The 22,417-nt window shown below is 69.3% G+C and carries 18 protein-coding genes, 1 tRNA gene and 1 other RNA gene; 11 read left to right on the forward strand and 9 right to left on the reverse strand.

What is annotated here, in order from left to right; genetic code table 11:
* The coding region (locus NS4_RS33325; RefSeq protein ID WP_439955772.1) for a DNA polymerase III subunit gamma and tau at positions 1-2,147 on the reverse strand (2,147 nt) is incomplete at its 3' end.
* 186 nt (positions 2,148-2,333) lie between these two features.
* Here NS4_RS33325 and NS4_RS10160 point away from each other — a divergent pair.
* Positions 2,334-4,613 (forward strand): MMPL family transporter, encoded by a 2,280-nt coding sequence (locus NS4_RS10160; RefSeq protein ID WP_063059281.1) that lies wholly within the window; start codon positions 2,334-2,336, stop codon positions 4,611-4,613.
* Positions 4,610-5,302, forward strand: a complete 693-nt coding sequence (locus NS4_RS10165) for a TetR/AcrR family transcriptional regulator (RefSeq protein ID WP_063059282.1) — start codon at positions 4,610-4,612, stop codon at positions 5,300-5,302. The genes NS4_RS10160 and NS4_RS10165 overlap by 4 nt, the downstream gene beginning before the upstream one ends.
* A gap of 1 nt (position 5,303) precedes the next feature.
* Here the strand turns inward: NS4_RS10165 and NS4_RS10170 are convergent, their stop codons facing one another.
* On the reverse strand, positions 5,304-6,191 hold the full coding sequence (locus NS4_RS10170; RefSeq protein ID WP_245665246.1) for a neutral zinc metallopeptidase: 888 nt from the start codon (positions 6,189-6,191) through the stop codon (positions 5,304-5,306).
* Between the two features lie 329 nt (positions 6,192-6,520).
* On the opposite strand from NS4_RS10170, the gene NS4_RS10175 reads away from it, so the two are divergent.
* On the forward strand, positions 6,521-8,128 hold the full coding sequence (locus NS4_RS10175) for a DUF2207 family protein (RefSeq protein WP_063059284.1): 1,608 nt from the start codon (positions 6,521-6,523) through the stop codon (positions 8,126-8,128).
* A gap of 272 nt (positions 8,129-8,400) precedes the next feature.
* On the opposite strand, the gene NS4_RS10180 is transcribed toward NS4_RS10175, so the two are convergent.
* Positions 8,401-9,678, reverse strand: a complete 1,278-nt coding sequence (locus NS4_RS10180; protein ID WP_063059285.1) for an ROK family protein — start codon at positions 9,676-9,678, stop codon at positions 8,401-8,403.
* 690 nt (positions 9,679-10,368) lie between these two features.
* On the opposite strand from NS4_RS10180, the gene NS4_RS10185 reads away from it, so the two are divergent.
* From NS4_RS10185 to NS4_RS10195, 3 genes are all read left to right on the forward strand, one after another.
* The gene (locus tag NS4_RS10185; RefSeq protein ID WP_063059286.1) at positions 10,369-10,743 is read left to right on the forward strand and encodes a hypothetical protein; all 375 of its coding nucleotides are present in this window, start codon (positions 10,369-10,371) and stop codon (positions 10,741-10,743) included.
* Positions 10,744-10,846: 103 nt separating this feature from the next.
* Positions 10,847-12,535 carry a hypothetical protein gene (locus NS4_RS32810; protein WP_174552082.1) on the forward strand — a complete coding sequence of 563 codons (1,689 nt, stop codon included), beginning with the start codon at positions 10,847-10,849 and terminating at the stop codon, positions 12,533-12,535.
* Positions 12,535-13,239 (forward strand): ESX secretion-associated protein EspG, encoded by a 705-nt coding sequence (locus NS4_RS10195; protein ID WP_063059287.1) that lies wholly within the window; start codon positions 12,535-12,537, stop codon positions 13,237-13,239. The genes NS4_RS32810 and NS4_RS10195 overlap by 1 nt, the downstream gene beginning before the upstream one ends.
* Before the next feature lie 24 nt (positions 13,240-13,263).
* On the opposite strand, the gene NS4_RS10200 is transcribed toward NS4_RS10195, so the two are convergent.
* On the reverse strand, positions 13,264-13,836 hold the full coding sequence (locus NS4_RS10200; protein ID WP_063059288.1) for an HhH-GPD-type base excision DNA repair protein: 573 nt from the start codon (positions 13,834-13,836) through the stop codon (positions 13,264-13,266).
* Between the two features lie 124 nt (positions 13,837-13,960).
* Between NS4_RS10200 and NS4_RS10205 the strand changes: the two genes are divergently transcribed.
* Positions 13,961-14,767: a methyltransferase domain-containing protein gene (locus NS4_RS10205; RefSeq protein ID WP_063059289.1), complete on the forward strand. Its 807-nt coding sequence runs from the start codon at positions 13,961-13,963 to the stop codon at positions 14,765-14,767.
* Positions 14,768-14,786: 19 nt separating this feature from the next.
* Here the strand turns inward: NS4_RS10205 and NS4_RS10210 are convergent, their stop codons facing one another.
* Entirely contained in the window at positions 14,787-16,073 is a 1,287-nt protein-coding gene (locus tag NS4_RS10210) for an aspartate aminotransferase type Ic (protein WP_063059290.1), read from the reverse strand.
* Between the two features lie 381 nt (positions 16,074-16,454).
* Positions 16,455-16,549, reverse strand: an RNA gene (gene ffs, locus NS4_RS10215) — signal recognition particle sRNA small type.
* A 144-nt stretch (positions 16,550-16,693) separates the two neighbouring features.
* Here ffs and NS4_RS33330 point away from each other — a divergent pair.
* Positions 16,694-17,785, forward strand: coding sequence for a hypothetical protein (locus NS4_RS33330; RefSeq protein ID WP_157105985.1), 1,092 nt, complete (start codon positions 16,694-16,696; stop codon positions 17,783-17,785).
* A 42-nt stretch (positions 17,786-17,827) separates the two neighbouring features.
* Here the strand turns inward: NS4_RS33330 and NS4_RS10225 are convergent.
* A tRNA-Ser gene (locus NS4_RS10225) sits at positions 17,828-17,916 on the reverse strand.
* Between the two features lie 184 nt (positions 17,917-18,100).
* On the opposite strand from NS4_RS10225, the gene NS4_RS10230 reads away from it, so the two are divergent.
* Positions 18,101-18,799 carry a hypothetical protein gene (locus NS4_RS10230; RefSeq protein ID WP_063059292.1) on the forward strand — a complete coding sequence of 233 codons (699 nt, stop codon included), beginning with the start codon at positions 18,101-18,103 and terminating at the stop codon, positions 18,797-18,799.
* 28 nt (positions 18,800-18,827) lie between these two features.
* Here the strand turns inward: NS4_RS10230 and NS4_RS10235 are convergent, their stop codons facing one another.
* On the reverse strand, positions 18,828-20,171 hold the full coding sequence (locus NS4_RS10235) for a wax ester/triacylglycerol synthase domain-containing protein (protein ID WP_063059293.1): 1,344 nt from the start codon (positions 20,169-20,171) through the stop codon (positions 18,828-18,830).
* A gap of 108 nt (positions 20,172-20,279) precedes the next feature.
* Positions 20,280-20,537, reverse strand: a complete 258-nt coding sequence (locus NS4_RS10240; RefSeq protein ID WP_369690208.1) for a DUF397 domain-containing protein — start codon at positions 20,535-20,537, stop codon at positions 20,280-20,282.
* 396 nt (positions 20,538-20,933) lie between these two features.
* On the opposite strand from NS4_RS10240, the gene NS4_RS10245 reads away from it, so the two are divergent.
* On the forward strand, positions 20,934-21,482 hold the full coding sequence (locus tag NS4_RS10245; RefSeq protein WP_084487082.1) for a DUF309 domain-containing protein: 549 nt from the start codon (positions 20,934-20,936) through the stop codon (positions 21,480-21,482).
* Positions 21,479-22,417: a tRNA glutamyl-Q(34) synthetase GluQRS gene (gene gluQRS, locus NS4_RS10250; protein WP_157105986.1), complete on the forward strand. Its 939-nt coding sequence runs from the start codon at positions 21,479-21,481 to the stop codon at positions 22,415-22,417. The genes NS4_RS10245 and gluQRS overlap by 4 nt, the downstream gene beginning before the upstream one ends.

Below are 22,417 nucleotides of genomic sequence, written 5' to 3' on the forward strand. Positions count from 1 at the left end.
TCCGCCGGCTCGCCGCCGGGCCGGCTCGACGCCGGGCGTTGGGCAGTGCCTCGGCGACCGCCCTCGGAATCACCGGACTCAGAATCGCCGGTCCGGCGGCCGCCGCGCTCACGCCCACCGGGTCCGCGCGAGATCTGCTGACCCGCGACCACCCAGCGAACCGGATGCTCCCGGCCGAGCACCGCGCTCACCGCCGCACGCACCTCCGACAACGGCTGCGGTTGGGAAAGCCGCTGTACCAGCGCCGCGTGGTGGGCCAGCACGATCTCGCCATCCTGTACGGCGGCCACCGCGGCCCCCGAGGTGAGCATCGCGCCGATCGTCGGCCCGAACTCCTTGACCTTCAATTTGATCTCCGGCCAGGCGGCCTCCACCGCGGCCAGCAACTCCGGATCGGCCGGCGCCGGATCAGCAGCCGCGGTCGGCGACGCGGTATCGCCGACAGGCTCGTTCGCCGCCGGCGCCGGACTCTCCGACGCCGGGACGGCGGCCGCCGGTTCCGCGTCGGATCCGGTGTCCACGGCACGGGTGGTCCCGTTGCCGGGACGGATCCGGGCGGCCGGTTGCCCGGCCGGTATCGGTCCCGCGCCGTGCGTCTGCCCACCTTCCGTGGCGGCCGGGCGGGCCGGATCCTCCGGTCGCGCAGGTGTCATCGGGTCGCGCGGGGGGCCGGCCGGCGGCTGTCCGCCCGTATCCCGCGCCTCTTCCGAAACTTCGGGAGCCGCTTGCCGGGGCTCCGGCGTACGACCCTGAACCACATCGGAACCCGATGCGGTGGCCGACATTTCCGGGCTTCCTCCACCCGAGGCGGGCGCTGGAGGTGACCCGGGCTCGGAAGATACCGCCCCGGACGCGGCTCCTGCGTCGCCGGCGGCACGCTCGGCCGACCGGCCGCTCTTGGACTCCCGGAGCGCGGCCAGGGCTTCGGCCCCCCGGCGGCGGGACGGATCGGCGAGCTGGGCAGGCGGCGCGGCTTCGGCAGCGGGGCGGGCCGGCTCACCGCCCGCGGAGACGACGGCCGGGGCTGCGACGGCGCCCGAGGCGACGCGCCGTTCCAGCTGTTCCAGCCGCTGCAGGGTCGCGGCCTCGGATTCGTCCGCGGCGGGCAGCAGCATCCGCGAGCAGACGACCTCGAGCAACAGCCGCGGCGCGGTGGCTCCCCGCATCTCGCCCAGTCCGGCGTGCAGGAGTTCGGCGTAGCGGGTGAGGGCCGCGGGCCCGAGCCGGGCGGCCTGCCCGCGCATCCGGTCCAGCAGGTCGGCGGGCGCGGCGACGAGTCCGCGCTCGGTGGCATCGGGTACGGCCTGCAGCAGGATCAGGTCGCGCAGCCGCTCGAGCAGGTCCACCGCGAACCGGCGCGGATCGTGACCGGCCTCCATCACCCGGTCGACGGTGCCGAACAGGGCGGCGCCGTCGCCGGCTGCCAGCGCGTCGACCGCGTCGTCGATCAACGCCACATCGGTCACCCCCAGCAGTGCGACGGCGCGCGAGTAGGTGACGCCCTGGGACCCGGCGCCGGCGAGCAACTGGTCGAGCACGCTCAAACTGTCGCGCGGGGACCCACCACCCGCGCGGATAACCAAGGGATACACCGCTTCTTCCACGGGCACCTGCTCCTGCTCGCAGATACCGCCGAGCAGGCCGCGCATGGTGGCGGGGGGCAGCAGCCGGAAGGGGTAGTGGTGGGTGCGCGAGCGGATGGTCGGCAGTACCTTGTCCGGCTCGGTGGTGGCGAAGACGAAGATCAGATGGGCCGGGGGTTCCTCGACGATCTTCAGCAACGCGTTGAAGCCGGCCGTGGTGACCATATGCGCCTCGTCGACGATGAACACCCGGTAGCGGGATTCGGCGGGCGCGTAGAAGGCCCGGTCGCGTAGTTCGCGGGTGTCGTCGACACCACCGTGGCTGGCGGCGTCCAGTTCGATCACGTCGAGATTACCCCCACCGCCCGGTGCCAGGGACAGACAGGAGGCACAGGTGCCGCAGGGGGTGGAAGTGGGGCCCTGCACACAATTCAGCGAGCGGGCGAGGATCCGGGCCGAGGAGGTCTTACCGCACCCGCGCGGACCCGAGAAGAGATAGGCATGACTGATCCGGCCGGTGTCGAGCGCGGTACACAGCGGTTCGGTGACATGCTCCTGGCCCACCACGTCAGCGAACGTTGCCGGTCGGTACTTCCGGTACAGAGCCACGGCCAGAGGTTACCGGCGCAGACCGACAGCGCGCACCCGGCGTGGCCAGCCGTTCACCGCACCGTCCGTCCTGCCCCTTCCCTCCCTGGGTTAACAGCGTTACGCTAACGCCACTAACTTACTGATCCGGGGGCCCACGACATGCTGATCCGCATCGCGCAGTTCACCACCAGATTTCCCCGCGCAATACTCATCGGCGCACTGGCCGTCGCACTGCTGTGCGCGATCTTCGGTGCCACCGCGGCCGCGGGGCTGAAATCCGGAGGGTTCGTCTCCGCCGACGCCGAATCCATCCGCGCCGCCGAACAGCTCACCGACAACTTCGACGGCGCCGCGCCCAACTACATCCTGCTGGTCGAATCGCCGGACGGGGTCGACGCGGATGCGGTGCGGGCACGCGCCCTCCAGGTGATCGATATCGTCCGGGCCCACCCCGACACCGACAGCGTCCAGTCGTACTGGACCGCGCCGTCCCCGGCGGTCGCGAGCGTGCTGCGCAGCACCGACGGCGAATCCGGACTCATCGCGGTCAACTTCACCGGCGACGAGACCCAGATCCAGGAAGCCGCCGGCGATCTCGGCGAGCAGGTCACCGGAACGGCCGACGGGGTGACCGTCCGGGCCGGCGGTACCGCGGCGACCTTCCAAGAGGTCAACGACCAGATCACCCACGATCTGGCCGTCGCCGAGACCGCGGCGATACCGCTCACCCTGGTGGTGCTCGTCCTGGTTTTCGGCAGCTTGATAGCCGCCTCGCTGCCACTGCTGGTCGGACTGTTCGCGATCGCTGCCACGCTGGCGATCCTCAAGCTGTTCACCCTGGTCACCGACGTTTCCATCTACGCGATGAACCTCACCACCGCGCTGGGCCTGGCACTGGCCATCGACTACAGCCTGTTCATCGTCAGCCGGTTCCGGGAGGAACTCGCGGCCGGCCGCGACCCGCGCACGGCCACCGTCCGGGCCTTGCAGACCGCCGGTCGCACCGTGCTGTTCTCCGCGGTCACCGTGGCGTTGTCGCTGTCGGCGATGCTCGTATTCGACCTGTACTTCCTGCGCTCGTTCGCCTACTCCGGCGTCGCGGTGGTGATGGCGGCCGCCGTGGCGTCGATCGTGGTGCTGCCCGCCGCGCTGGTACTGCTCGGGCACCGGGTCAACGCCCTCGACCTGCGGGCGCCAGTCCTGCGCCTGTTCGGCCGCGAGCCGAAGCCGCTGGGCGCCATGGTGCCGGAGCAGACCGGCTGGTACCGCCTGGTCAAGCGGGTCATGCGGGCGGCCGTCCCGGTTTCCGTGGTGATCGTGGCGCTCATGCTGGCGCTGGGCTCGCCGTTCCTCTCGGCGAAGTTCGGATATCCCGACGAGCGGGTACTGCCCGATTCGGCGGCCAGCCGGCAGGTGGGCAACGAGATCCGGGCGGAGTTCCCGCGCGCCGATCCCGGCGGCAACACCACGATCGTGCTGGACGGCTATCGCGACGAACGCGGGGTCGGCGAATACGCGGCCCGGCTGTCCGAAGTCGACAACATCACCGGCGTGCTGTCCGCCGCCGGCGTGTATGTTTCCGGAAACCGGCTCGCCCCTACTCCCCCGGGGATGACAAACGACACCGGCACGTACTTGACCGTCAACAGCACGGTCGACCCGTTCTCCCCCGCCGGCGCGGAACAGCTGGACGCGTTGCGGGCGATCGACCCACCCGCCCCGGCTCTGTTCGGCGGCTCCGCCGCGGTGAACGAGGACTCGCTCGACGCACTGGCCGAGCGGCTGCCGCTGGCCGGTCTGCTCATCGTGCTGTCCACATTCGTGGTGCTGTTCCTGTTCACCGGCAGCCTGATCCTGCCGCTGAAGGCACTGCTGCTGAACACCCTCTCACTGACCGCCGCGTTCGGCGCCATGGTGTGGATCTTCCAGGACGGCCATCTGCAGGGATTGCTCGGCTTCACCGCCGTCGGCTACCTGGTGCCGACCATGCCGATCCTCATGTTCTGCCTGGCCTTCGGGCTGTCCATGGACTACGAGGTGTTCCTGCTGTCGCGAATCCGGGAAGAATGGCTGCGCCGGCGAGCCGGGCACGGCGGCACGGAGTCGGCACGGGAGGCCAACACCGAAGCCGTCGCCGTCGGGGTGGCCCGCACCGGGCGTATCTTCACCGCCGCGGCCGTGCTGATGGCCATCGTGATCGGCGCCCTCACCACCTCCAAGGTGTCGTTCATCCAGCTGATGGGCCTGGGCCTGACCCTGACCGTGCTCGCCGACGCCACCCTCATCCGGGCCCTGCTCGTTCCGGCACTCATGAAACTGATGGGCCCGCTCAACTGGTGGGCGCCGAAACCGCTGGCCGGGCTGCACGACCGGATCGGGTTCAGCGAGGAACCTCTGGACGCGCCGGGGACAACCGTCGAGCCACCGGTGCGCGTATGACCGGGCGGCCACGCTCCCCCCGCGGGCACGGAAGCCGGCTGCGCGAGGAGATCATCACCGCCACCCGGGAGTTGCTCGAGCGCACGGGCGATGTCGGGGCGGTATCGATCCGCGCGGTCGCGGGTGTGGTGGGGGTCAGCGCGCCCTCGATCTATCGCCACTTCGCCGACAAGGACGCACTGATCGAGGCGGCGGTGGCCGAGGTTTTCGAAGCGCTGAACACCGCGATGCAGGCGGCCGTGGATCCGGCGGACCCGCCGGCGTTGCGCCTGCACCGGCTCGGCCTCGCCTACGTGCGGTTCGCCCTGGACCACCCCGAGCAGTACCGGCTGGCGACCATCCCGACCACCCATCAGGGCGCGGTGGACATGGTGCTGACCAGCGGCGCATTCCGGTACTTCGCCGCCACCGTGGAAGAAGCCATGTCCGACGGGCTCATCGACCGCGCGGACCCCACCCCGCTGGTGCTCGAACTGTGGGCCGCGGCGCACGGCATCGCCTCACTGCTGCTGGCCAAACCCTATCTACCCTGGGGTGATCCGATGGCCGTCGCCGAAAGGGTGCTCGACGCCGCATGTTTCGGGCATGTGCTCACCGAACTGATGGGCCCGGACAAGTCTCCCGCGGAAATGACCCAGTGGGTGATGGAGCTGCGCTCGCGGATACGCGAACCGGATCCGTCGGACTGATTCAGCTCACCGCGTCCGCCGAGGCGGTGAAGGTGTTGCACTCGGCGGTCGAATTGTGTTCGACGCCCAACCCGAACCAGCGGCCACCGTTCTCCGGCGTGCCGTGATCGCGCATATCGCCGTGCTGGTCGCCACGATGATCGGCGTCGGTCCGCGCATCGGTCATCTGTGCGTCGGTGAGCGCACCGCCGTCGGCCGAGGAGACCAGATACATTCCGTCGAAGCAGTTCGCCTGCAGTTCCACTCGCCGCGACAGTTCCAGCCCTTCCGGACTGCGCGCGCCGGCGTCGACCCGGGCACTGTTGGCGGCGAGCAGAATTCCGGACATGTTCTGGATGTGATGCCCGTATTCGTGGGCGAACACCGACAGGTAGACCACCCAGTTGTCGTGGTAGTAGTCGGTCTGCAACTGGCTGACCGGCATATAGATGGTCCGGTTGGCCGGACAGTAGAACGCGGCGAAGTTGTCGGTCGAACCGGTGCACGGTGTGGTGATGCCCTCGGTATCCGCCGACACCAGCACCGTCGGCGGCTCGAACGGCAGGCCCGCGTCCGCCAGGACCGGCTGCCAGGCCGCCTCCAGGCATTTCTCGGCGCTGGAGAAGAACGCCCGGGCCGTGTCCTCGTCGGCCGACCACTGCGCGTACTCGCAGTTCGCGGGGATCAGCGTCGCATCCGGGTCGGTGAGCAGCGGATTGGTCCCGGTTTCGGCGGGACCGGTTTCGCCGATGTCGTAACTGTGCTCCGGCTGCGGGCCGAGCACTCTCAGGCCGTCGGAATTCAGCGCGCCCCGCACGAGTGCGCCGACCACCACCAGGATCACCGCGAGTATCACCAGCAACGTGCTGCCACTGCTGCGCCGGCTACGCGGCCGCGGTGCGTTGGGCACCCGATAGGGCACCGGCGGCGGCATGGGCGGGGCGACAATCGGACGATAACCGGAGATCGGGCCCTGTGCGGGATAGCCGGGCGGCGGCGGCCGGTGCGGATAGCCCTGAGCGGGAGGGTAACCCGGGTGCGGGCCCGGATAAGGCGGCCGTGGCGGTCCACCGGGCCGGGGACCGTACGGGGGCCGGCCACCGGGTGGTACCGGCTGCCTGCCGGGCGGTACCGGTCCGCGCCCGTAAGGTGGTTGCGTCACTCCCCCGGACCCCCTCACCTTCTCCGAACACCAACAGCCGCTGACGCAGGATAGCAAGCTGTCTAAGGTTACGAGTCATGCTCATATTTCGGGGGGGCGCGCTCGCGCTGCTGCTCGCACTGACCGGATTTCTCGCCGCTTTCGGGACGAGCGCACCGGCGGCCCGGGCCCAGGAGCCGGTCGGTTCGATCCTGTACCTGGATATGACGCTGAACCGCGAAGGCATCCTCGAAGTGACCGAGCGCGTAACCGTTCCGCCCGGTGAACGGTTCACCATGACACTGCCGCTGCGGGTGCAGATCAGCGAGGATTCCGAACGCCGGTTCGCGGTCGCCGACATCGAGACCAGCGGCCCCGGCAGTGCGACCATCGCCGACGACCTGTTCACGGTGGACGCGGGCCCGGGGGAGACGACGGTCCGCTATTCGGTGCGCAATACGGTCAGCGATGCCGAAGGCAGTCAGGTTTTCCGCTGGTTCGGGGTGCTCAATGTCGATCTCGCCGAAATCCATGCCTCGCTCATCAGCCCCAGTTTCGAAATGGGCATCGTCGACTGCCTCCTGGGCCCGATCGGCAACACCCGGCCCTGCGCCCAGGTGCGGATCGAGCCGGACGGCGTCATGTACCTGGACCAGACGAATCTGCGCAAAGGCGAATCGGTCGACCTGACCCTGCAGATCCCGCCGGGAACCGTACCGCCGAATGCCGATATCACCGGCCCCGGCGATTCACCGTTCGCGGTGACCGGGCCCGTGCTCGTGGCGTTCGGCCTGCTGGTGGCCGCCCTCGTCGCGCTGGCCGCCTACGTGTTCTGGGTACGCCGGCAGTCGGTCCCCGCCGAGCCGATGGAACCGCTGGTGCGCAGCGGCGGGCGGACCCACTTCAGCTCCCCGGACGGTATTCTGCCGGGCGAGGCCGGTGTCCTGCTCGACGGTCACTCCGACCCGACCGATATCGCCGCTACAGTGGTGGATCTCGCGGTCCGCAACTATCTGTGGATCTCCCGAATCGGTGAGACCCAGTGGCGGCTGGTGCGGGTGAACCCGGCCGACGACCAGCTGCGTACCTACGAGCGGACGGTCTATGACGCGCTGCTGCCGCCCGGCACCGACGCGGTCACCATGGCCGAACTCGCCGCACCCGGCCGGCTGCCCACCGAACCACTGCGCCGGGCCATGGTCGCCGACGCCGTCGACCGCGGCGCCTTCATAGACCCCGTCCGCCGCCGGATCCCGCTGTGGCTCGGCGGCGGACTGGTCGTCCTCGGTGCCGCGGTGACCGTCCTCGCCGCTCTCCTGGCCGGACACGCCCTGGTGGGTGTGGCGATCGCGCTCGCCGGTGGCGCACTGCTCGCGGCCCAGCGGTTCCTGCCGGTGCGCACCGCCTTCGGGCGGACACTGACCGCGCAGGTCCGTGGCTTGCAGCGGGGTCTGGAACAGGTCACCAGCCGGCAGATCCCGCCCGGCGACCGCGAACTCGTGTTCTCCCGCGGTCTGCCCTACATGGTGGTCTGGAGCCGAGCCGACAACTGGGTCCGTACCTTCCGCGATATCGACCCTTCCGCCGACGACGAGCCCGGGCTGTACTGGTTCGGCGGTTTCGAACGCGACCGGGATCTGCACCGGTTCGCCGTGCATTTCCCGTATTTCATCACCGCGATCGAATCGCTGTTCCCCGCGAAATGATGCGAGAACCCCGTGCGGCCTCGGCCGCACGGGGCACGTTCGAGCGCTAGCGCCTGCTTTCACCGGGCATGAGCGAGGGCCCTACGTGGTTACGCTGCGCTACCGCCTCCGGGCCTGACCCGCTCATGCTGCTTTCACCGGGCATGAGCGGGGCCCTACGTGGTCACGCTGCGCTACCGCCTCCGGGCCTGACTCGCTCATGCTGCTTTCACCGGGCATGAGCGAGGGCCCTACGTGGTCACGCTGCGCTACCGCCTCCGGGCCTGACTCGCTCATGCCGTGACCCGGCGCAGCGCAGCAAGCGGGTCGGCGTACAGCGCGCTCAGCGAGGTGACGACGGCCGCGAACTCCTGCACCTTCGAGGCGTACCCGGTGACCCGGATATCCGTGGGCGGCAGCATCGTGGATTCGTTGAAGGCACGCGCCACATGCGCGAGGCCCGGGCGGTAGGTCGTGAACGCCTGCCCGCCGAGCACCACCCGATCGGGGTTGAGCATGTCCCGCACCAGTGCCACGGTCCGGCCGAGGACGCCGGCCCGTTCCGCCAGCAGTTCGCGGGCCGGGTCGGAACCGTGCGCCGCCGCCCGGTAGAGGTCGGCGATGCTGGAACTGGCTTTACCGTTGTGCGCGGGGATGATTCCCCGCCCGACAGCGCGCGCGTGCAGCCCGCGGTCGCCGACGGTCGCCTCCAAGCAGCCGCGCCGGCCGCACGAGCATTCGACGTCGGAGCCGGTGGGCAGATGCGCGATCGAACCCGGACCGTTGCTCGGCGTGTGCACCCGGCCGTCGAGGGTCACCGAGATTCCCGCGGTCTCCCGGACATAGAAGTAGAGGCTGCTGCCGTGCGCGGCCCGGCCGTGGTCCTCCGCCGCGTCCTGGCTCACGCCCGGTAGCAGCAGTTCCGAAGCGGCCATGGCCTCGACGTGCGGGGCGATCGTCACCGGGAGGCCGAGGACCTCACTGAACACCGCACCCACCGGCGCGGCCTGCCAACCCAGTTTCGGGTGGTCGACGATACCGGTACCGGGATCCACTCGGCCGCCGATCGCGACGCCGACCCATAACGGAGTACGCCGGTACCAGCGCTGCAGAAAGGATTTCGCGCTGTGCGCGACGGTTTTGACGGCGAACTCCTGGCCGGTCTGCGGGGTGGCGATGGTGAGGCCGCCGAGGATCCGGCCGCGCAGATCCGAGACCACGATCCGGGTGGACGCGGCGCCGATGTGCACACCGAGGGTTCCGAACGTGTCGTGGTCGACCTCGAACGGCACCCGGGGCCTGCCGACCGCGCCGGAGGCGGTCAGATCGGCGCGCTCACGCAGCAGACCGGCGGTGAGCAGCGAGGACACCTGCCGATTGACGGTGGCGATGCTCAGTCCGGTGGCCCGGGCCGTCTTGTCCCGGAACACCGGTCCGGTGGTGGCGGCCCGCAGCACGGCCGCGGCGGGGTTGTCCGATAACCGCAGATCAGGGGCGACCACCGGACGAGGAACTCGGGTACGAACAGTGGAAGCCTGCGGCGCGGTGCGTTCGGCGGTACGGACAGCCATATGAATTTCCTCGATGAATATTTCCCGCGAAACGGGATATGCCTACAACTGCAACGAGGCGGCTGGGAGATTCGAATCGCTCAACCGCGGCAACGGCGGCAACACAACTCGCGAGTGAGGGGCAGACGCAGACCCAGCGCGGCGGTCACATAGGTGACCTTCCGCGAGTCGGCGTTGCTGGTAGACATAACGAATAAATTAACATCTCCGCGGGCGCAACACCAAGGTTTCCGCGATCTTCGTCTCGCGCGCCCGGGCGTTCGCCCTGCTCGACCCCATATTCCCGGTACCTCCCCGCCCGACTTCCCGTCGTGCACAGTCATTCTCGGCAGCCCGCGGTGTGGTATCGGCCTCGTACCCGGCCCGTGGTGAATTCGAAACATCGACCTACCCCAATTCTCCGTTGACATCCGGGAAATAAGGGTCCGGTCGAGACCTCCCAATTCGCCGTCGGCGCCCGGAGAATATTGTCCGCCGACCTCCGGAAAATATCGCCGACCCGTGCGCGGAGAGAATATTGTCCGCGCGGCGGCGGAGAATCGGCGCGCCTCGGAATGCCCCGGCGTGTCGCCCGACCCATATGCCACCGCACTCCCGCCAGCACGCCCGGCGAACCGCGAAGACCCTGGTACACGGCATTTTCCGCTGCTATGCTCCGAGCGCACGGTGGGGAGTCGAAGGGGGAAGACGATGCCCGTACCAGATCTGGGCCAATCGGCAGCCGTCCGCCTGTACGAGGCGGCGCGGGCCGGAGAGTTCCATATGTCCGAAGCGGCCGCCCGCGGCCTGGCCGAATCGTGTGACCGGCTCGCGGAGCGAATCCGGCAGGCGCGAATGAGCGCGGCCGCCCTCACCGAGGTGCGGGGGTTTCCGGATCTGCCGTCGGGACATGCGCTGACGCGAGGTTTCGCCGCGAAGGGTCAGGAGTACTTGGACACCCTCACTGCCTTCGAACAGACAGCGCTGCGACACAAGGCCGCGTACCTGGCGGCCGCCGCGCTTTTTCTCGAGGCCGATGCCGCCAACAGCGCGGCCCTCACCGGCACGGTGGCGGATACCGCATGACATGCGGCAGTATGTCCGATTACGCAGGGGTGCAGAAAAATTGAACCATGCGATCCGATGCGCCGCGACGGTGCGCCGGATCGCGCAACCAAGGGGGCCGACAGTGGCGCAGCAGGGGCAGCCGGGTACCGCGGGGGCGGGCACAGACCCGGCCTACGTACCCGACCGTGAAGTATTCGGCGCGTACACCCATCAGCAGATCTGGGACCTGGTACAGGAAGTACTGGCACCGGCCGAACTGAGCCGTCTCGCGGATACCTGGGGTCATACCGCGACCGCGGTGGAAACGGCCTTCGACGAATTCGCCCGCGATCTCGCCCGCTTCTCCGGTGACTGGTCGGGTCTCGCGGCGGTGGCCGCGGCGCGGGCCGCGGCCACGTTCGTCCAGGCCGGGGACGACGCCGTCGCGGTCTGCCACGTGGTCGAGAATTTGCTGTCGGCCGATTCCGCGGCCGCCGAATCCGTTCGCGCGGCGATCCCGCCCCCACCGAGCCCCTACCTGCCGGATCCCGACCCTGCTGTCGAGGCGGCCACCGGCGCGCGGCGGCGCACGACCTACAACACCGCCGCGGCGACCCTGACAGCCGAGGCCCAGGACGCGATGACCTTCGGCTACAACCCGACCATCCCGGCCAGCGGGGACGCCGTCCCCCGATTCACCCCGCCGGGGGCCGGGGCTGCGGAAGACGAACCGCCCACGGCGGGGCCGCCGGCACTACCGGACTCATCCGCGGCGGCGCCGCCATCCCAGGAAACAGTCGCCCCGCCGTGGTCGGCGAGCCCGGCGCCGGACGGCGCCCAGGAAGAGCCGGCCCACGATCCCGCTCCGGATCCCGGAGCCCCCGTCGCCGTACGCGGCGGGGAAAGCGACGGTTCACCGGCAGCAGCACCGCGGCCGGCCGCCCAGATCGCGGCGCCGGAGTCCGCACCCACGGCGCCACCTGCCGGTACATCCGAACCCTCTCCGGATGCGTCGGCGCCGTTGTCGAGTACACCGGCGTCACCTCGCGATCCAGCAGCGCTACCTCCCGATACGGCCGCGCCGCCGCCCCGTACGACGGCGCTGTCCTCCGGCGCAGTGGTCGATCCATCCGACTCCACGCCGGAAAGCAACGCTGCCGGTTCGGCCGACACCTCCCCGGCCGCGCTGTCCACTTCCACTGCGCCCACCGTGGACCGTGCCGCCGCGGACGGCGCCGGGGCAGCCGGTCCGACCCGGGCACAGGGTCCGGTACCGCAGGCAGCCGGGTTCCTGGACCGAGGCGATACGAGCCCCGTTCCCGCGGCGGTACCACCCCGACCGCCCGCGTCGGCCGGATGGAGTCCGGCAGAACCGGCCGGCCGCGCCGACACCGCCCCCGGATCACCGTTCGGCGGCCACCGGCCGGGCTCGGTCAACTCATCGACACCGGCCACGCCCCAGGCGACCGATCCCGACGCAGGCGCCGCGGCCGTCCAGAGCGAACAGATAGCCCGCTCGGCCCCCTCCCGCCCGACCACCGAGGCGCCACGCGACCCATTCGCTCCCACGGGCGCCGGGGTGGACCCGGCGGTGACCGAGCGATCCGAACACCCCTGGGCCCGGACGGTGCGACCGAGCGGATTCCCGCTGCCGGCCGCACCCGGACCGGTGCCGTCACGGACACCCGATCGCGAACGCAGCAGTCCGGAATATCTGCACGCACCGAACGAGCAGCTGACCGCTACACCGCCCGCCGTCCCGCCGGTCTTCGGTGAGTACACCGAGGCCGAGGAACCGGACAGAACCCGACCGGGTGACGGGAAACACTGATGGATTGGGTGTTCACGCCGGACGAGTTCGGTCATATCTGGCAGACCGAGACCGGGCTCGACCGGTGGCCCCACCCCATAGACCTGGCTCCCCGAGCCACCGTCACCACCGAGAGCGCACGGGCCGCGCTGGAGCTGGACTCCCGGTTTCCGCCGAACAGCGATGCCGATCTCACCGGTACATTGCGCTTTCTCGCCCGCACCGATGTCACCCGGGTGACCGTCTTCGGCGACGAATTCGACGGCGACCGGCGCCTCCCCGACCCGATCCTCGCGCTCGCCGTCGCCTTCGGGAACTGGGGCGCGGTGATCCGCGCGTATTCGGGGCAGGTGAGCATCACGGCCTGTCACGCCCGGAATATCGGTAAACACCTCGCTACCGCGCTCGGCCCGGCCGGACCCGGAGCCCTTCCGGCCATGCGAGCACCACGGGAAGCCGTTCTCTGCCCGGACCCGGGCCGGCCTCGGCCCGGCCGGGCCGAGCGACTGCGCGAGATCCTGCACCGGCCCATCGACGCACGGGGGTTCCTCACGGTCTCCATCGCCCCGGAGGACCCGATGTCACCGCCACCGGTACACCGCACCTGGCTGGATTTCACCGGCGACGGCCGGTACCTGCTGGCCGCGGGCAGCCATCTGACGCTGACCCCGGTCGGCGAATCCGATCTGGCCGCCGAACTCACCCGGCTGGCCCGGATACGCTGACCCGCGCACAGGCCGGAGCGCGGGTCACTTCTGCTTGGCGGCAGCCTTCATCTGTTTCTTGAAGGCGCGTACCTCGAGCAAGGTCTCCCCGTCGACGATATCGGCCGCCGAGCGCCGCGATCCGGGTTCGGCATAGTCCCCGGCAGCCGCTTCCCATCCGGCCGGGCGCACCCCCAGCTGCTTACCGAGCAGCGCGAGGAATATCCGGGCCTTCTGGTCGCCGTAACCGGGCAGCGCTTTCAATCTCTTCAGCACTTCTTTGCCGTCGGGATCGCCGGCGGTCCAGATGGCGGCCACGTCTCCGTCGTAGTGCTCGATCACGTAGCGGGCGAGGTCCTGGATCCGCCGGGCCATGGACCGGCCGTAGCGGTGGATGGCGGGCGGCGTCGCGGCCAGCTCCTCGAACTCGGCCTGGTCCGCGGTGGCGATCGCGTGGATATCCAGTCCGCCCATCCGGTCGGCGAGCTTCTTGGGGCCCCGGAAAGCGTGTTCGAGCGGGTACTGCTGGTCCAGGAGCATCCCGATCAGCAGCGCCAGCGAGCTTTCCGAGAGCAGCTCGTCGGCCTCGGGTTCCTGCGCCAGACACAACTTGGCCATGCCCTGCTCCTCACTCTGGACTACCAGCGATGATCCCACGGGCACTGTGCCGTTCTCCGCTAGGCTCGCCCCCATGCCAGACACGGCGACAAAGCCACCCACCACACTGGATGGACACGGACCCATGGACAGTTTCGGGTTACGCCCCGACCGTTTCGATGCCGCGGGCCAGGATCAGCTGGTCGATGTCCGCGATCTACAGGCCACTCTTCCGGGACTCACCCGGCTACGCGACTGGGCCCACGAAGCCCTGGCGCTGCAGCCGGGTGAACACGCGGTCGATATCGGCTCCGGCACCGGATCGGAGGTGATCACCTTCGCCGAGGCGGTAGGGCCCACCGGTTCGGCAGCGGGTGTGGAACCCGATCCGCACCTGCTCGCCGCCGCCGTCGCGCGCGCCGCCGAGGCGCGTTCGTCGGCCACATTCCATTCCGGTGACGCCTACGGCATCCCGTTCGGGTCCGCCACCTTCGACGCGGTGCTGTGCGAGCGGGTGTTCCAGCATCTGACCGCACCCGCCCGGGCCGCGCGCGAAATCGCCCGGGTACTGCGTCCCGGGGGCCGGGCCGTGGTGATGGATGCCGACTGGGGATCTGCCATCGTGCACCCCGGCGAGCATCGCGTGGTCCGCGAGGTCGTGGACACGCTCGTCTCGGCGACGACCAACCCCTACTCGGGCCGCAGGCTGGCGGGTCTGCTGACCGCGGCCGGGCTGGAGGTGGAGAGCACCGGCTCGCAGGCACTGATCCAGGACCGTTCGGCCGGAGCCGGAGCGTTGGTCAGCCGGGTCTCCGCCATGGCGGTGGCCCGGCGGGTGATCACCGAGGCCGAGCGCGAGAAACTACTCGCCGATCTGGCCCGGGGCGCGGCGGCCGGTGATATCCACCTCTCGGTGACCATGTTCGCCGTGCACGTCCGCAAACCCCGCTGACCTCCGGGTCTTCCGGCTCCTACTTCAGCAGTTTCTCGGTGGCTGCCAACAGCACGCAGGTGGCAAGGCCGTCCATGGCCTGCTCGAGCTCCGGCAGCGCCGGGAAACTAGGGGCGATCCGGATGTTCTTGTCCTCGGCGTCCTTCTTGTACGGGAAGGCCGAACCCGCCGCGGTCAACGCGATTCCGGCGTTCTTCGCCAGTTCGATCACCCGCGCCGCGGTGCCCTCGAGGACGTCGAGGCTGATGAAGTAGCCACCCTTCGGCTCGGTCCAGGACGCGACCTTCGAGGCGCCCAGCCGCTCCTCGAGGATCCGCAGGACCAGCGCGAATTTCGGCTCCAGGATCGCACGATGCTTCTGCATATGCGCCCGCACCCCGGCGGCGTCGGTGAAGAACCGCAGATGGCGCAGCTGGTTGATCTTGTCCGGGCCGATGCTCTTCTTCCCGGCATGACTCAGGTACCAGTTCAGGTTCTCGGTCGAGGCGCCGAAGAAACTGACTCCGGAGCCGGCGAAGGTGATCTTGGAGGTCGAGGCGAAAACCAGCGGCCGATGCGGATTTCCGGCCGCCGCGGCCATGCCCAGGACGTCCAGCACCGGCGCCGCGGTATCGGTCAGCGGGTGCACCGCGTAGGCGTTGTCCCAGAACAGCCGGAAATCGGGGGCCGCGGCGGGCATCGAGACCAGTTCGCGCACCACGTCTTCGGAGAAGACGACACCGGTCGGGTTCGAATAGTTCGGTACCGCCCACAGGCCCTTGATCTGCGGATCGTCGGCCAGCAGCTCGGCGACGATCCGGGTGTCGGGCCCGTTGTGCCGCATCGGCACGGTGATCATCTCGAAGCCCAGCGATTCGGTGATCGCGAAATGCCGGTCGTAACCGGGGCTGGGACACAGGAATTTCACGGTGGGCTCGGCGGCCCACCGCCGCGGCGAATCGGGTAGCCCGAACAGACTCGCGAAGACGATGGTGTCGTGCATCAACTCCAGGCTGGCGTTGTTGCCCGCGATCAGATTGTCGACGCCGATACCGAGCAGTTCGCCGAAGATGGCCCGCAGCTCCGGAAGTCCGTGCAGCCCACCGTAGTTACGGCAGTCGGTACCGGTGCCGTCGCGGAAATCACCGTCGCCGGGCAGCGACAGCAGCGCCGAGGAGAGGGCGAGTTGTTCCGGCGAGGGCTTTCCCCGGGTCAGATCGAGGGTGAGCTGAGCGGCCTGCAGCGTCGCGTAGTTCGCGGACTGGAGTTCGTGCTCGGCGGTGAGTTCCTCGGGACTCATCAAACCGATCTGCGTTTGCCGGGGCATCGTGGACAGCCTTTCCAACTACCTGGTGAGTGCTCGCTTACGACGACCGCTGGGTCCGGCCGCCCCGCGCCACGTTACCCGCGCACCCATCGCCACCGGGAGGTGTTGGGGTTCCGGACACCGCATTATGTTCGGTGGACCCGCCTTCGGCAGGGTAGAGCTCGATGGTCGCTCACCCATGCACGGCCGACCGCACGCGTTCCAGAACCCGGAGGGCGGCCGCGACCGCAGAGCCACGTTCCGGGAGGACGAAAGGTGAACGGTGCGGCACACGCCTCGATCGACCTGGGCAGGCCCACATCACCAGCAAGTGCTCAATGGCCCCCGGTCCATGGACGGCCGACAACACATCGCACGATCCGAATGAGGCCCCCGCCTGAATTAAGGGGACCCCGCGCACCCGGCAGAGCCCGTTGACCCTTGCTGCCTTCCGGCCCTGGGGGAGTTCACAGGATGCGCGCCGCGCGGGATCCGTCGGCCAGTGTAGCGGCTTCCCCCGGTCGCGCGCCGCAGGGGGCCGGAACCGCTCGCACCGGCCGGGCCCGAGTCGGCCCCGTGCTCGCTACCATTCTCCTGAGCCGGAGGGGGATATTCCCTCACCACACGAGGGGATGGCGAGGATGACCGAGGAGAATCCGCCGGAGCACGAACGTGCGGAGCAGACAAAGTGGTGGGAGACACCCGGCGGGGCGGGCGAGCCGGGGCCGGATAGCACCCCGGGCGCGGATCCGACAATGGTGAACCCGAATGCCGCCGCGCAGTTCCCCAGCGGCCAGAACCCGCACCCGGCGGCGCCGCCGTACTCGAGCGATCAGCAGGCGTATCCGAGCGGCCGGCAGCCCTACGCGAGTGAGCAGCAGCCGTACGCGAGCGGTCAGCAACAGCAGTACCCCGGCGGACAGCAGCATCCGAGTGGTCAGCAGCAGCATCCGAGCGGCGGGCAGCAGTTCCCGAGCGCGCAACAGCAGTATTCGAGCGGGCAGCAGTACGCCGGCGGGCAGCAGCCGTATCCGGCCCCCGGCCCCGCGTGGCAGTCCGGACCGTCCCATTTCGGAACCCCCACCGGATACGGGGCCGCTGCGGCCGCTCGATCACGGTCGAAGAACAACACGGCCCTGATCGTGGTCGGTGTGGTGCTGTTCGTCATCCTGTTGATCTGCGGGATCGGGGGAATCGCGCTGGTGAATTCCGACTCGGGGTCCGAGGGGGCCGGCGGCGACTACGGCATGGAGAACGTCACCAACGCCTGTGACCTCGTCGACGCCTCCGTCCTGGACCAGTGGGCCGCCAACCGCGACGAGACCACCCACCAGGAGCACGCCCCGGCCAGTTACGGCGGCGGCTCGCTGGACTGCCAGGTCGACAATGAGGGCACCGGCTCCAACAGTGCCCGGCTCGGTCTCGATGTCACCTTCGACAGCGAATACGGCTCATACGGCTACGACGACTGGAAGAAATCCGATACCGCCACCACCGGCACGGATTACTCCTCCGGCGCGGTGAACGGGCTGGGCGAGGACGCCTACTACTCCTCCCAGGTCAACGATTACTCGTCGTTCCAGACCCTGGACTACACGGTCGCGGCCAAGGACAGCAATATCTCGGTCAAGGTCGACCTGTACATCAGCTACGACGGGGTGGTGGATCGGTCGACTGTGGACCGGATCTGCCGGGACCAGATCCGCAAAGTACTCGACGAGCTGCGCAAATAAACACGAATCCGCCGGTAGCAGGACTGCTACCGGCGGATTCGGTGGCGGAGGATGCGGGATTCGAACCCGCGAGGGCTGTTAACCCAACCCGCGTTCCAGGCGAGCGCCATAGGCCACTAGGCGAATCCTCCGCCGAGCAGCATACCTGCCACCCCGGCGCATCGTGAAAACGCCCGCTCATCCCCGGTCCGGACCCCGGCACACCGGCCGGTCTCATAGCACGAATCCCGTTACCGGGCAAGATATCCAGCGGTTTGCCGCGCTGATCACCCAATTGTGACGGCCGTCGCGCCCGCTCGCGCCGACGGTGCCATTATGGGCGCCGTGGATCCCCAGGTGATCGAAGTCGTTCAGAGTTCCCCGGCTTGGTGGCAGTCGTGGCTGCCACTGCTCGGTTCGCTCGTCCTCGGCGGCGTGGCGGTGATCGCGGTACTGGTCAACAACCGGACGAACCGGGATGCGATCGCCGCCGCCGACGAGCGTGCTCAGCGCACTCTGGCCGCGGCCGCCCAGCAACAGAACGACAGCGCAAAACGCCAGGTCGACACTACCCGGCTGCAGCTCGACGCCGCCCATCACCAGGTCGAGTCCGCGCACGCCGTCGCGCTCGGGCAGGCCGGTGAGAACTGGCGCCGCGGCACCGTGGTCGCCGCGATAGCCGATACGCTGAGCATGTCCGGCCGTATCTGCCAGGCGCTACGGCGGGACGAGGAGTGGACCGACGAGCTCATCGGCGATCTGATCCACGATCTGGAGGACGGCTCGGAGCGAGCGAATGTGCTGCGCCTGGTCGGCTCGGACCAGCATTACAAACAATGGCGCCGGCTGGCCGATACCCTCTCCGACGCGCTGCTGGCCGCGCTCACGCTACAGCGCAAGAAACTGCAGGACGCCCCGGCCGAGGAGATCCGCGCCGCACGCGACCACAAGAACCAGTTGCTAGGCGAGGTCCGGGCGGCCGAGCGCGAACTCATCGGCGCCACCCGCGAAGAGCTCGATATCGAACCGAACTGAGCGGTCGGCGCGCGGCCCGGCCGGCCCCTCAACTGGCTCCGCTCACGTCCCGCATGGCCGTACGCAGATGTTCGGCATAGGTGTCGAGGTCCGGGACGACCGCCGGATCGGCGTGCAGCGAGAGGGTGACGGTGTCTCCCATGCCGTGGATGCCGTGTGTGAGACGCATCACCGAACCGAGGGCGGGAAACCCGCCGGTGAAGCGGACCGGGGCGGCACCGAAGTGCAGATCGGCCGGGCCGCGGTCGACACTGGAGACGACGGTATGGCCGGTGATCCGCTCCGGCACGCTGTCGATCGGATAGTTCCGCACGTCGCGCCGCAGCAGCAGCGGCGGGAGTGCGGCGGTCACCGCGTCCTGAGCGCCGAGCAGCGGGTGTACGGCCCGTTCCCGCCGGGCGGCCAGATTCGCGGCGATCGCCGCGGCCCGCCGCACCGGGTCCTCCTCGCCGATCGCCAGATCGACGCCGAGACTGCGGTAGTTGTTGCGAACCCCGGACCGGGGCGGTATCGCCATCGGCACCTGGGCGCCCAGGGCAGCGGTCTGGGCACCGCGTTCGCGCAGATACCGCTGGAGTGCGAACGATATGGCCGTCAGACCCACCACAGTGACGCTGCGGCCGGGCATCCGGAAATCCGCCGTCCGGCAGACCAGCATCCCCACCACATGGCCGCTGACCTCGCTCGGCACATTGAGGACCCCCGGCGGATATCCCGGCGCGGCCTGCGGCACGCGCCCGGCCGCGGTGAGTTCCGCGAGCTCCGCCCGGGCTCGACCGGCGGCGAGTCCGCGTCGCACAGTCCGCGTGATATCCAGTGGCAGGGTCAGTCCCGCGCGCCCCGCGCGCACCGTGAGCCGGGAACGCGACAGGGGGCGTATACCCGGCGTGGCCGCAGTACCGGGGTCGTCGGTGAACAGGGCCCGGGCGATTCGCGACGCGCCGCGGCCGTCGACCAATGCGTGCGATATCTGCAGCACCACCACGGTCACCGCCGGATCCGGCGCCGGGCTCTCCCGGATACCGCGGAAGATGTGCAGCCGCCAGGGGTGCCGGGCGGCATCGACGCCGGTGCCCAGCAGCCGTCCCAGGACCGCGAGCAGGCCGGACCAGTGTGGCCGGTCGAGCCGGTGCGTCACGAACTGGGCGGGCTCGGGTTCGGCGGGAACCCACACCGGATAGGACAGTCCGGTGGGGTCCGGGCACAACCTGACCCGCAGTTCGGGAATCGTGGCGCACCGCCCGACGACCGCCTCGTGCAACCGCGCGTTCTCCCAGGCGGACTCGGCGAAACAGTAGAGGAGGAACTGGTCGTTTCGAGTGCGCCGGGAGAGCCAGTACATGGTCGCGTCCGGGGGTGCCAGCGGGATCACCGGCCGACCTTAATGGATGCCGCCGGCGGGACTCGGCCCCGATCCGCGCACGCAAAGGCCCCGGACCCGTCGGGTCCGGGGCCGCCTTGCCCGATATCGCGAAAACCGTCAGGCGCTGCGGAAGTCCGCTACCGATACGCCGGACAGGAACTCGGCCCACTCGCCCGGCGCGAAGGCCAGCACCGGCCCGCTGCCGTGATCCTTCGTATCACGGACCGCCACGTTGCCGTCTACGAGAAATGCCACCTCCACGCAGTTCCCGTCCGGGCCGCTGTATGTACTCTTCCGCCACACAGCACCCGTCATATCCACCTTCACGGCACTGCACTCCTTCGCTGCGTCGATAATGATATTCGATTCCTGCATAGTTCCTGACTAGCTGGTATCCGGTGGATACCACCGAATACACGGATGCACGCGCAGATAGCGAGTAAATATCCGGTTTGCCAGTATCGGACCCGCACTTCCGCGAACACATCTGACGCGGTGACCAAAACCCCATGTGAGGGTGGCCCGCACAGCGAACACTAGCAGGTTCACACCAGGTTTGCCGCTCTCTTGCCAACTGGGCCAATACGTTTGGCAACACTGCTAAGATGCCGTATTGCTGCGTAATTGCAGAGTTATAAGGATGACTTTGCTCGAAAAAAGGCCGTGGCGATCCCGCTAATAGCCGAAAGTGATTGTTATGTGATCGCCCGATTATCATTTGTCAACACCCCTACCGCATGGGCGACCGTGCCGCGGCGGGATGATGGCGGCATGCCCGAACGCGACCGAGACGAACAGGGGCGAGCCACCAACGCCAGGCCCCGGGACCGACTGGGGCGCCCGCTGCCACCGGGTAGTCCCGGTGTACCGCGGATACCCGACGACCTGGACCTCGCGCCCGCCGAAGCCCTCGACTACGCCCAGCAACTGCTGGATCAGGGACTGGCTTTCAACGCGCACGAAGTACTGGAGTCGGTCTGGAAGAACGGCCCGGACGCCGAACGGATGCTCTGGCAGGGCCTCGCGCAGTACGCGGTCGGCCTCACCCATGTTCAGCGCGGCAACCCGAAAGGTGCCCGTACGCTGCTCGAACGTGCCCTCGGGCGGCTCCGGGCCTTCGATCCGGCCGCCGCCGGGTACCCGGCGGGAGAACTCCCTTACCACCTCGACGGACCGGGCCTCCTCGCCCACGCCGAAGCCCTGCTGGCCGAGCTGGCAACCACACCGGAAAACGACGACACCGCAGGATACGAACGCTCCGCACCGCCGGATATCGACCGGCCCGACCTGATGCCCCGGCTACGTCGCGACATACCATGACCCCGATGCCGTCCACCACCTCCGCCGCACCCGCAGGGCGGTACGCGCCCAGTCCGTCGGGGGATCTGCATCTGGGAAACCTGCGCACCGCCCTGCTGGCCTGGCTCTTCGCCCGCGCCACCGGCCGCCGGTTCGTGCTGCGTATCGACGATCTGGATCGGGTGCGGCCCGGTGCCGAGGAGCGCCAGCTCGCCGACCTGCGGGCCATCGGCCTCGACTGGGACGGGCCGGTAGCCCACCAATCCGACCGTCTCGACCACTACGCCGCAGCCGTGGGCCAACTCATCTCCGCCGGTCTGACCTACGAATGCTTCTGCACGCGAAGGGAAATCCAGCAGGCCGCCACCGCGCCACACGGACCGTTGGGCGCCTACCCCGGCACCTGCCGTGACCTCTCCCCCACCGAGCGCGCGCAGCGTCGCGCGGCCGGCCGCCCCGCCGCGTTGCGGCTGCGTTCGGCCCGTACGGAATTCGAGATCATCGATCGGCTGCACGGCCGGTACCGGGGCCCCGTGGACGATCTGGTGCTGTGCCGCGGCGATGGAATACCCGCCTACAACCTGACGGTCGTGATCGACGATGCCGAACAGGGCGTGGATCAGGTGGTACGCGGTGACGATCTGCTCCCGTCCACACCGCGACAGGCCTATCTCGCCACACTGCTCGGCTTGCCGGTGCCCGAGTACGCGCATGTTCCGCTGGTGCTCAACACCGAGGGCAGGCGGCTGGCCAAACGCGACGGTGCGGTCACACTGGCCGACCGGCTCGCACGCGGGGAAACCGTCGGCGATGTGGTGAGGAGGCTGGCCGGCTCGCTCGGCCTGGCGGGCCACAGCGCGGCCGAACTGCTCCCCGGATTCGACCCGCGCCGGCTGCCCCGCGAACCCTGGGCGCTCGACCCCGACAGCTTGGTGGTCGCGGGCCGCTGTCCGTAA

Source organism: Nocardia sienata NBRC 100364, assembly GCF_001613205.1.
Classification (GTDB): domain Bacteria; phylum Actinomycetota; class Actinomycetes; order Mycobacteriales; family Mycobacteriaceae; genus Nocardia; species Nocardia sienata.

Coding starts and splice junctions, on each gene's coding strand:
- NS4_RS10160 (WP_063059281.1), top strand. CDS start 2,334: ATGCTGATCCGCATCGCGCAGTTCACCACCAGATTTCCCCGCGCAATA.
- NS4_RS10165 (WP_063059282.1), top strand. CDS start 4,610: ATGACCGGGCGGCCACGCTCCCCCCGCGGGCACGGAAGCCGGCTGCGC.
- NS4_RS10175 (WP_063059284.1), top strand. CDS start 6,521: ATGCTCATATTTCGGGGGGGCGCGCTCGCGCTGCTGCTCGCACTGACC.
- NS4_RS10180 (WP_063059285.1), bottom strand. CDS start 9,678: ATGGCTGTCCGTACCGCCGAACGCACCGCGCCGCAGGCTTCCACTGTT.
- NS4_RS10185 (WP_063059286.1), top strand. CDS start 10,369: ATGCCCGTACCAGATCTGGGCCAATCGGCAGCCGTCCGCCTGTACGAG.
- NS4_RS10195 (WP_063059287.1), top strand. CDS start 12,535: ATGGATTGGGTGTTCACGCCGGACGAGTTCGGTCATATCTGGCAGACC.
- NS4_RS10200 (WP_063059288.1), bottom strand. CDS start 13,836: ATGGCCAAGTTGTGTCTGGCGCAGGAACCCGAGGCCGACGAGCTGCTC.
- NS4_RS10205 (WP_063059289.1), top strand. CDS start 13,961: ATGGACAGTTTCGGGTTACGCCCCGACCGTTTCGATGCCGCGGGCCAG.
- NS4_RS10210 (WP_063059290.1), bottom strand. CDS start 16,073: ATGCCCCGGCAAACGCAGATCGGTTTGATGAGTCCCGAGGAACTCACC.
- NS4_RS33330 (WP_157105985.1), top strand. CDS start 16,694: ATGACCGAGGAGAATCCGCCGGAGCACGAACGTGCGGAGCAGACAAAG.
- NS4_RS10230 (WP_063059292.1), top strand. CDS start 18,101: ATGGGCGCCGTGGATCCCCAGGTGATCGAAGTCGTTCAGAGTTCCCCG.
- NS4_RS10240 (WP_369690208.1), bottom strand. CDS start 20,537: ATGCAGGAATCGAATATCATTATCGACGCAGCGAAGGAGTGCAGTGCC.
- NS4_RS10245 (WP_084487082.1), top strand. CDS start 20,934: ATGCCCGAACGCGACCGAGACGAACAGGGGCGAGCCACCAACGCCAGG.
- gluQRS (WP_157105986.1), top strand. CDS start 21,479: ATGACCCCGATGCCGTCCACCACCTCCGCCGCACCCGCAGGGCGGTAC.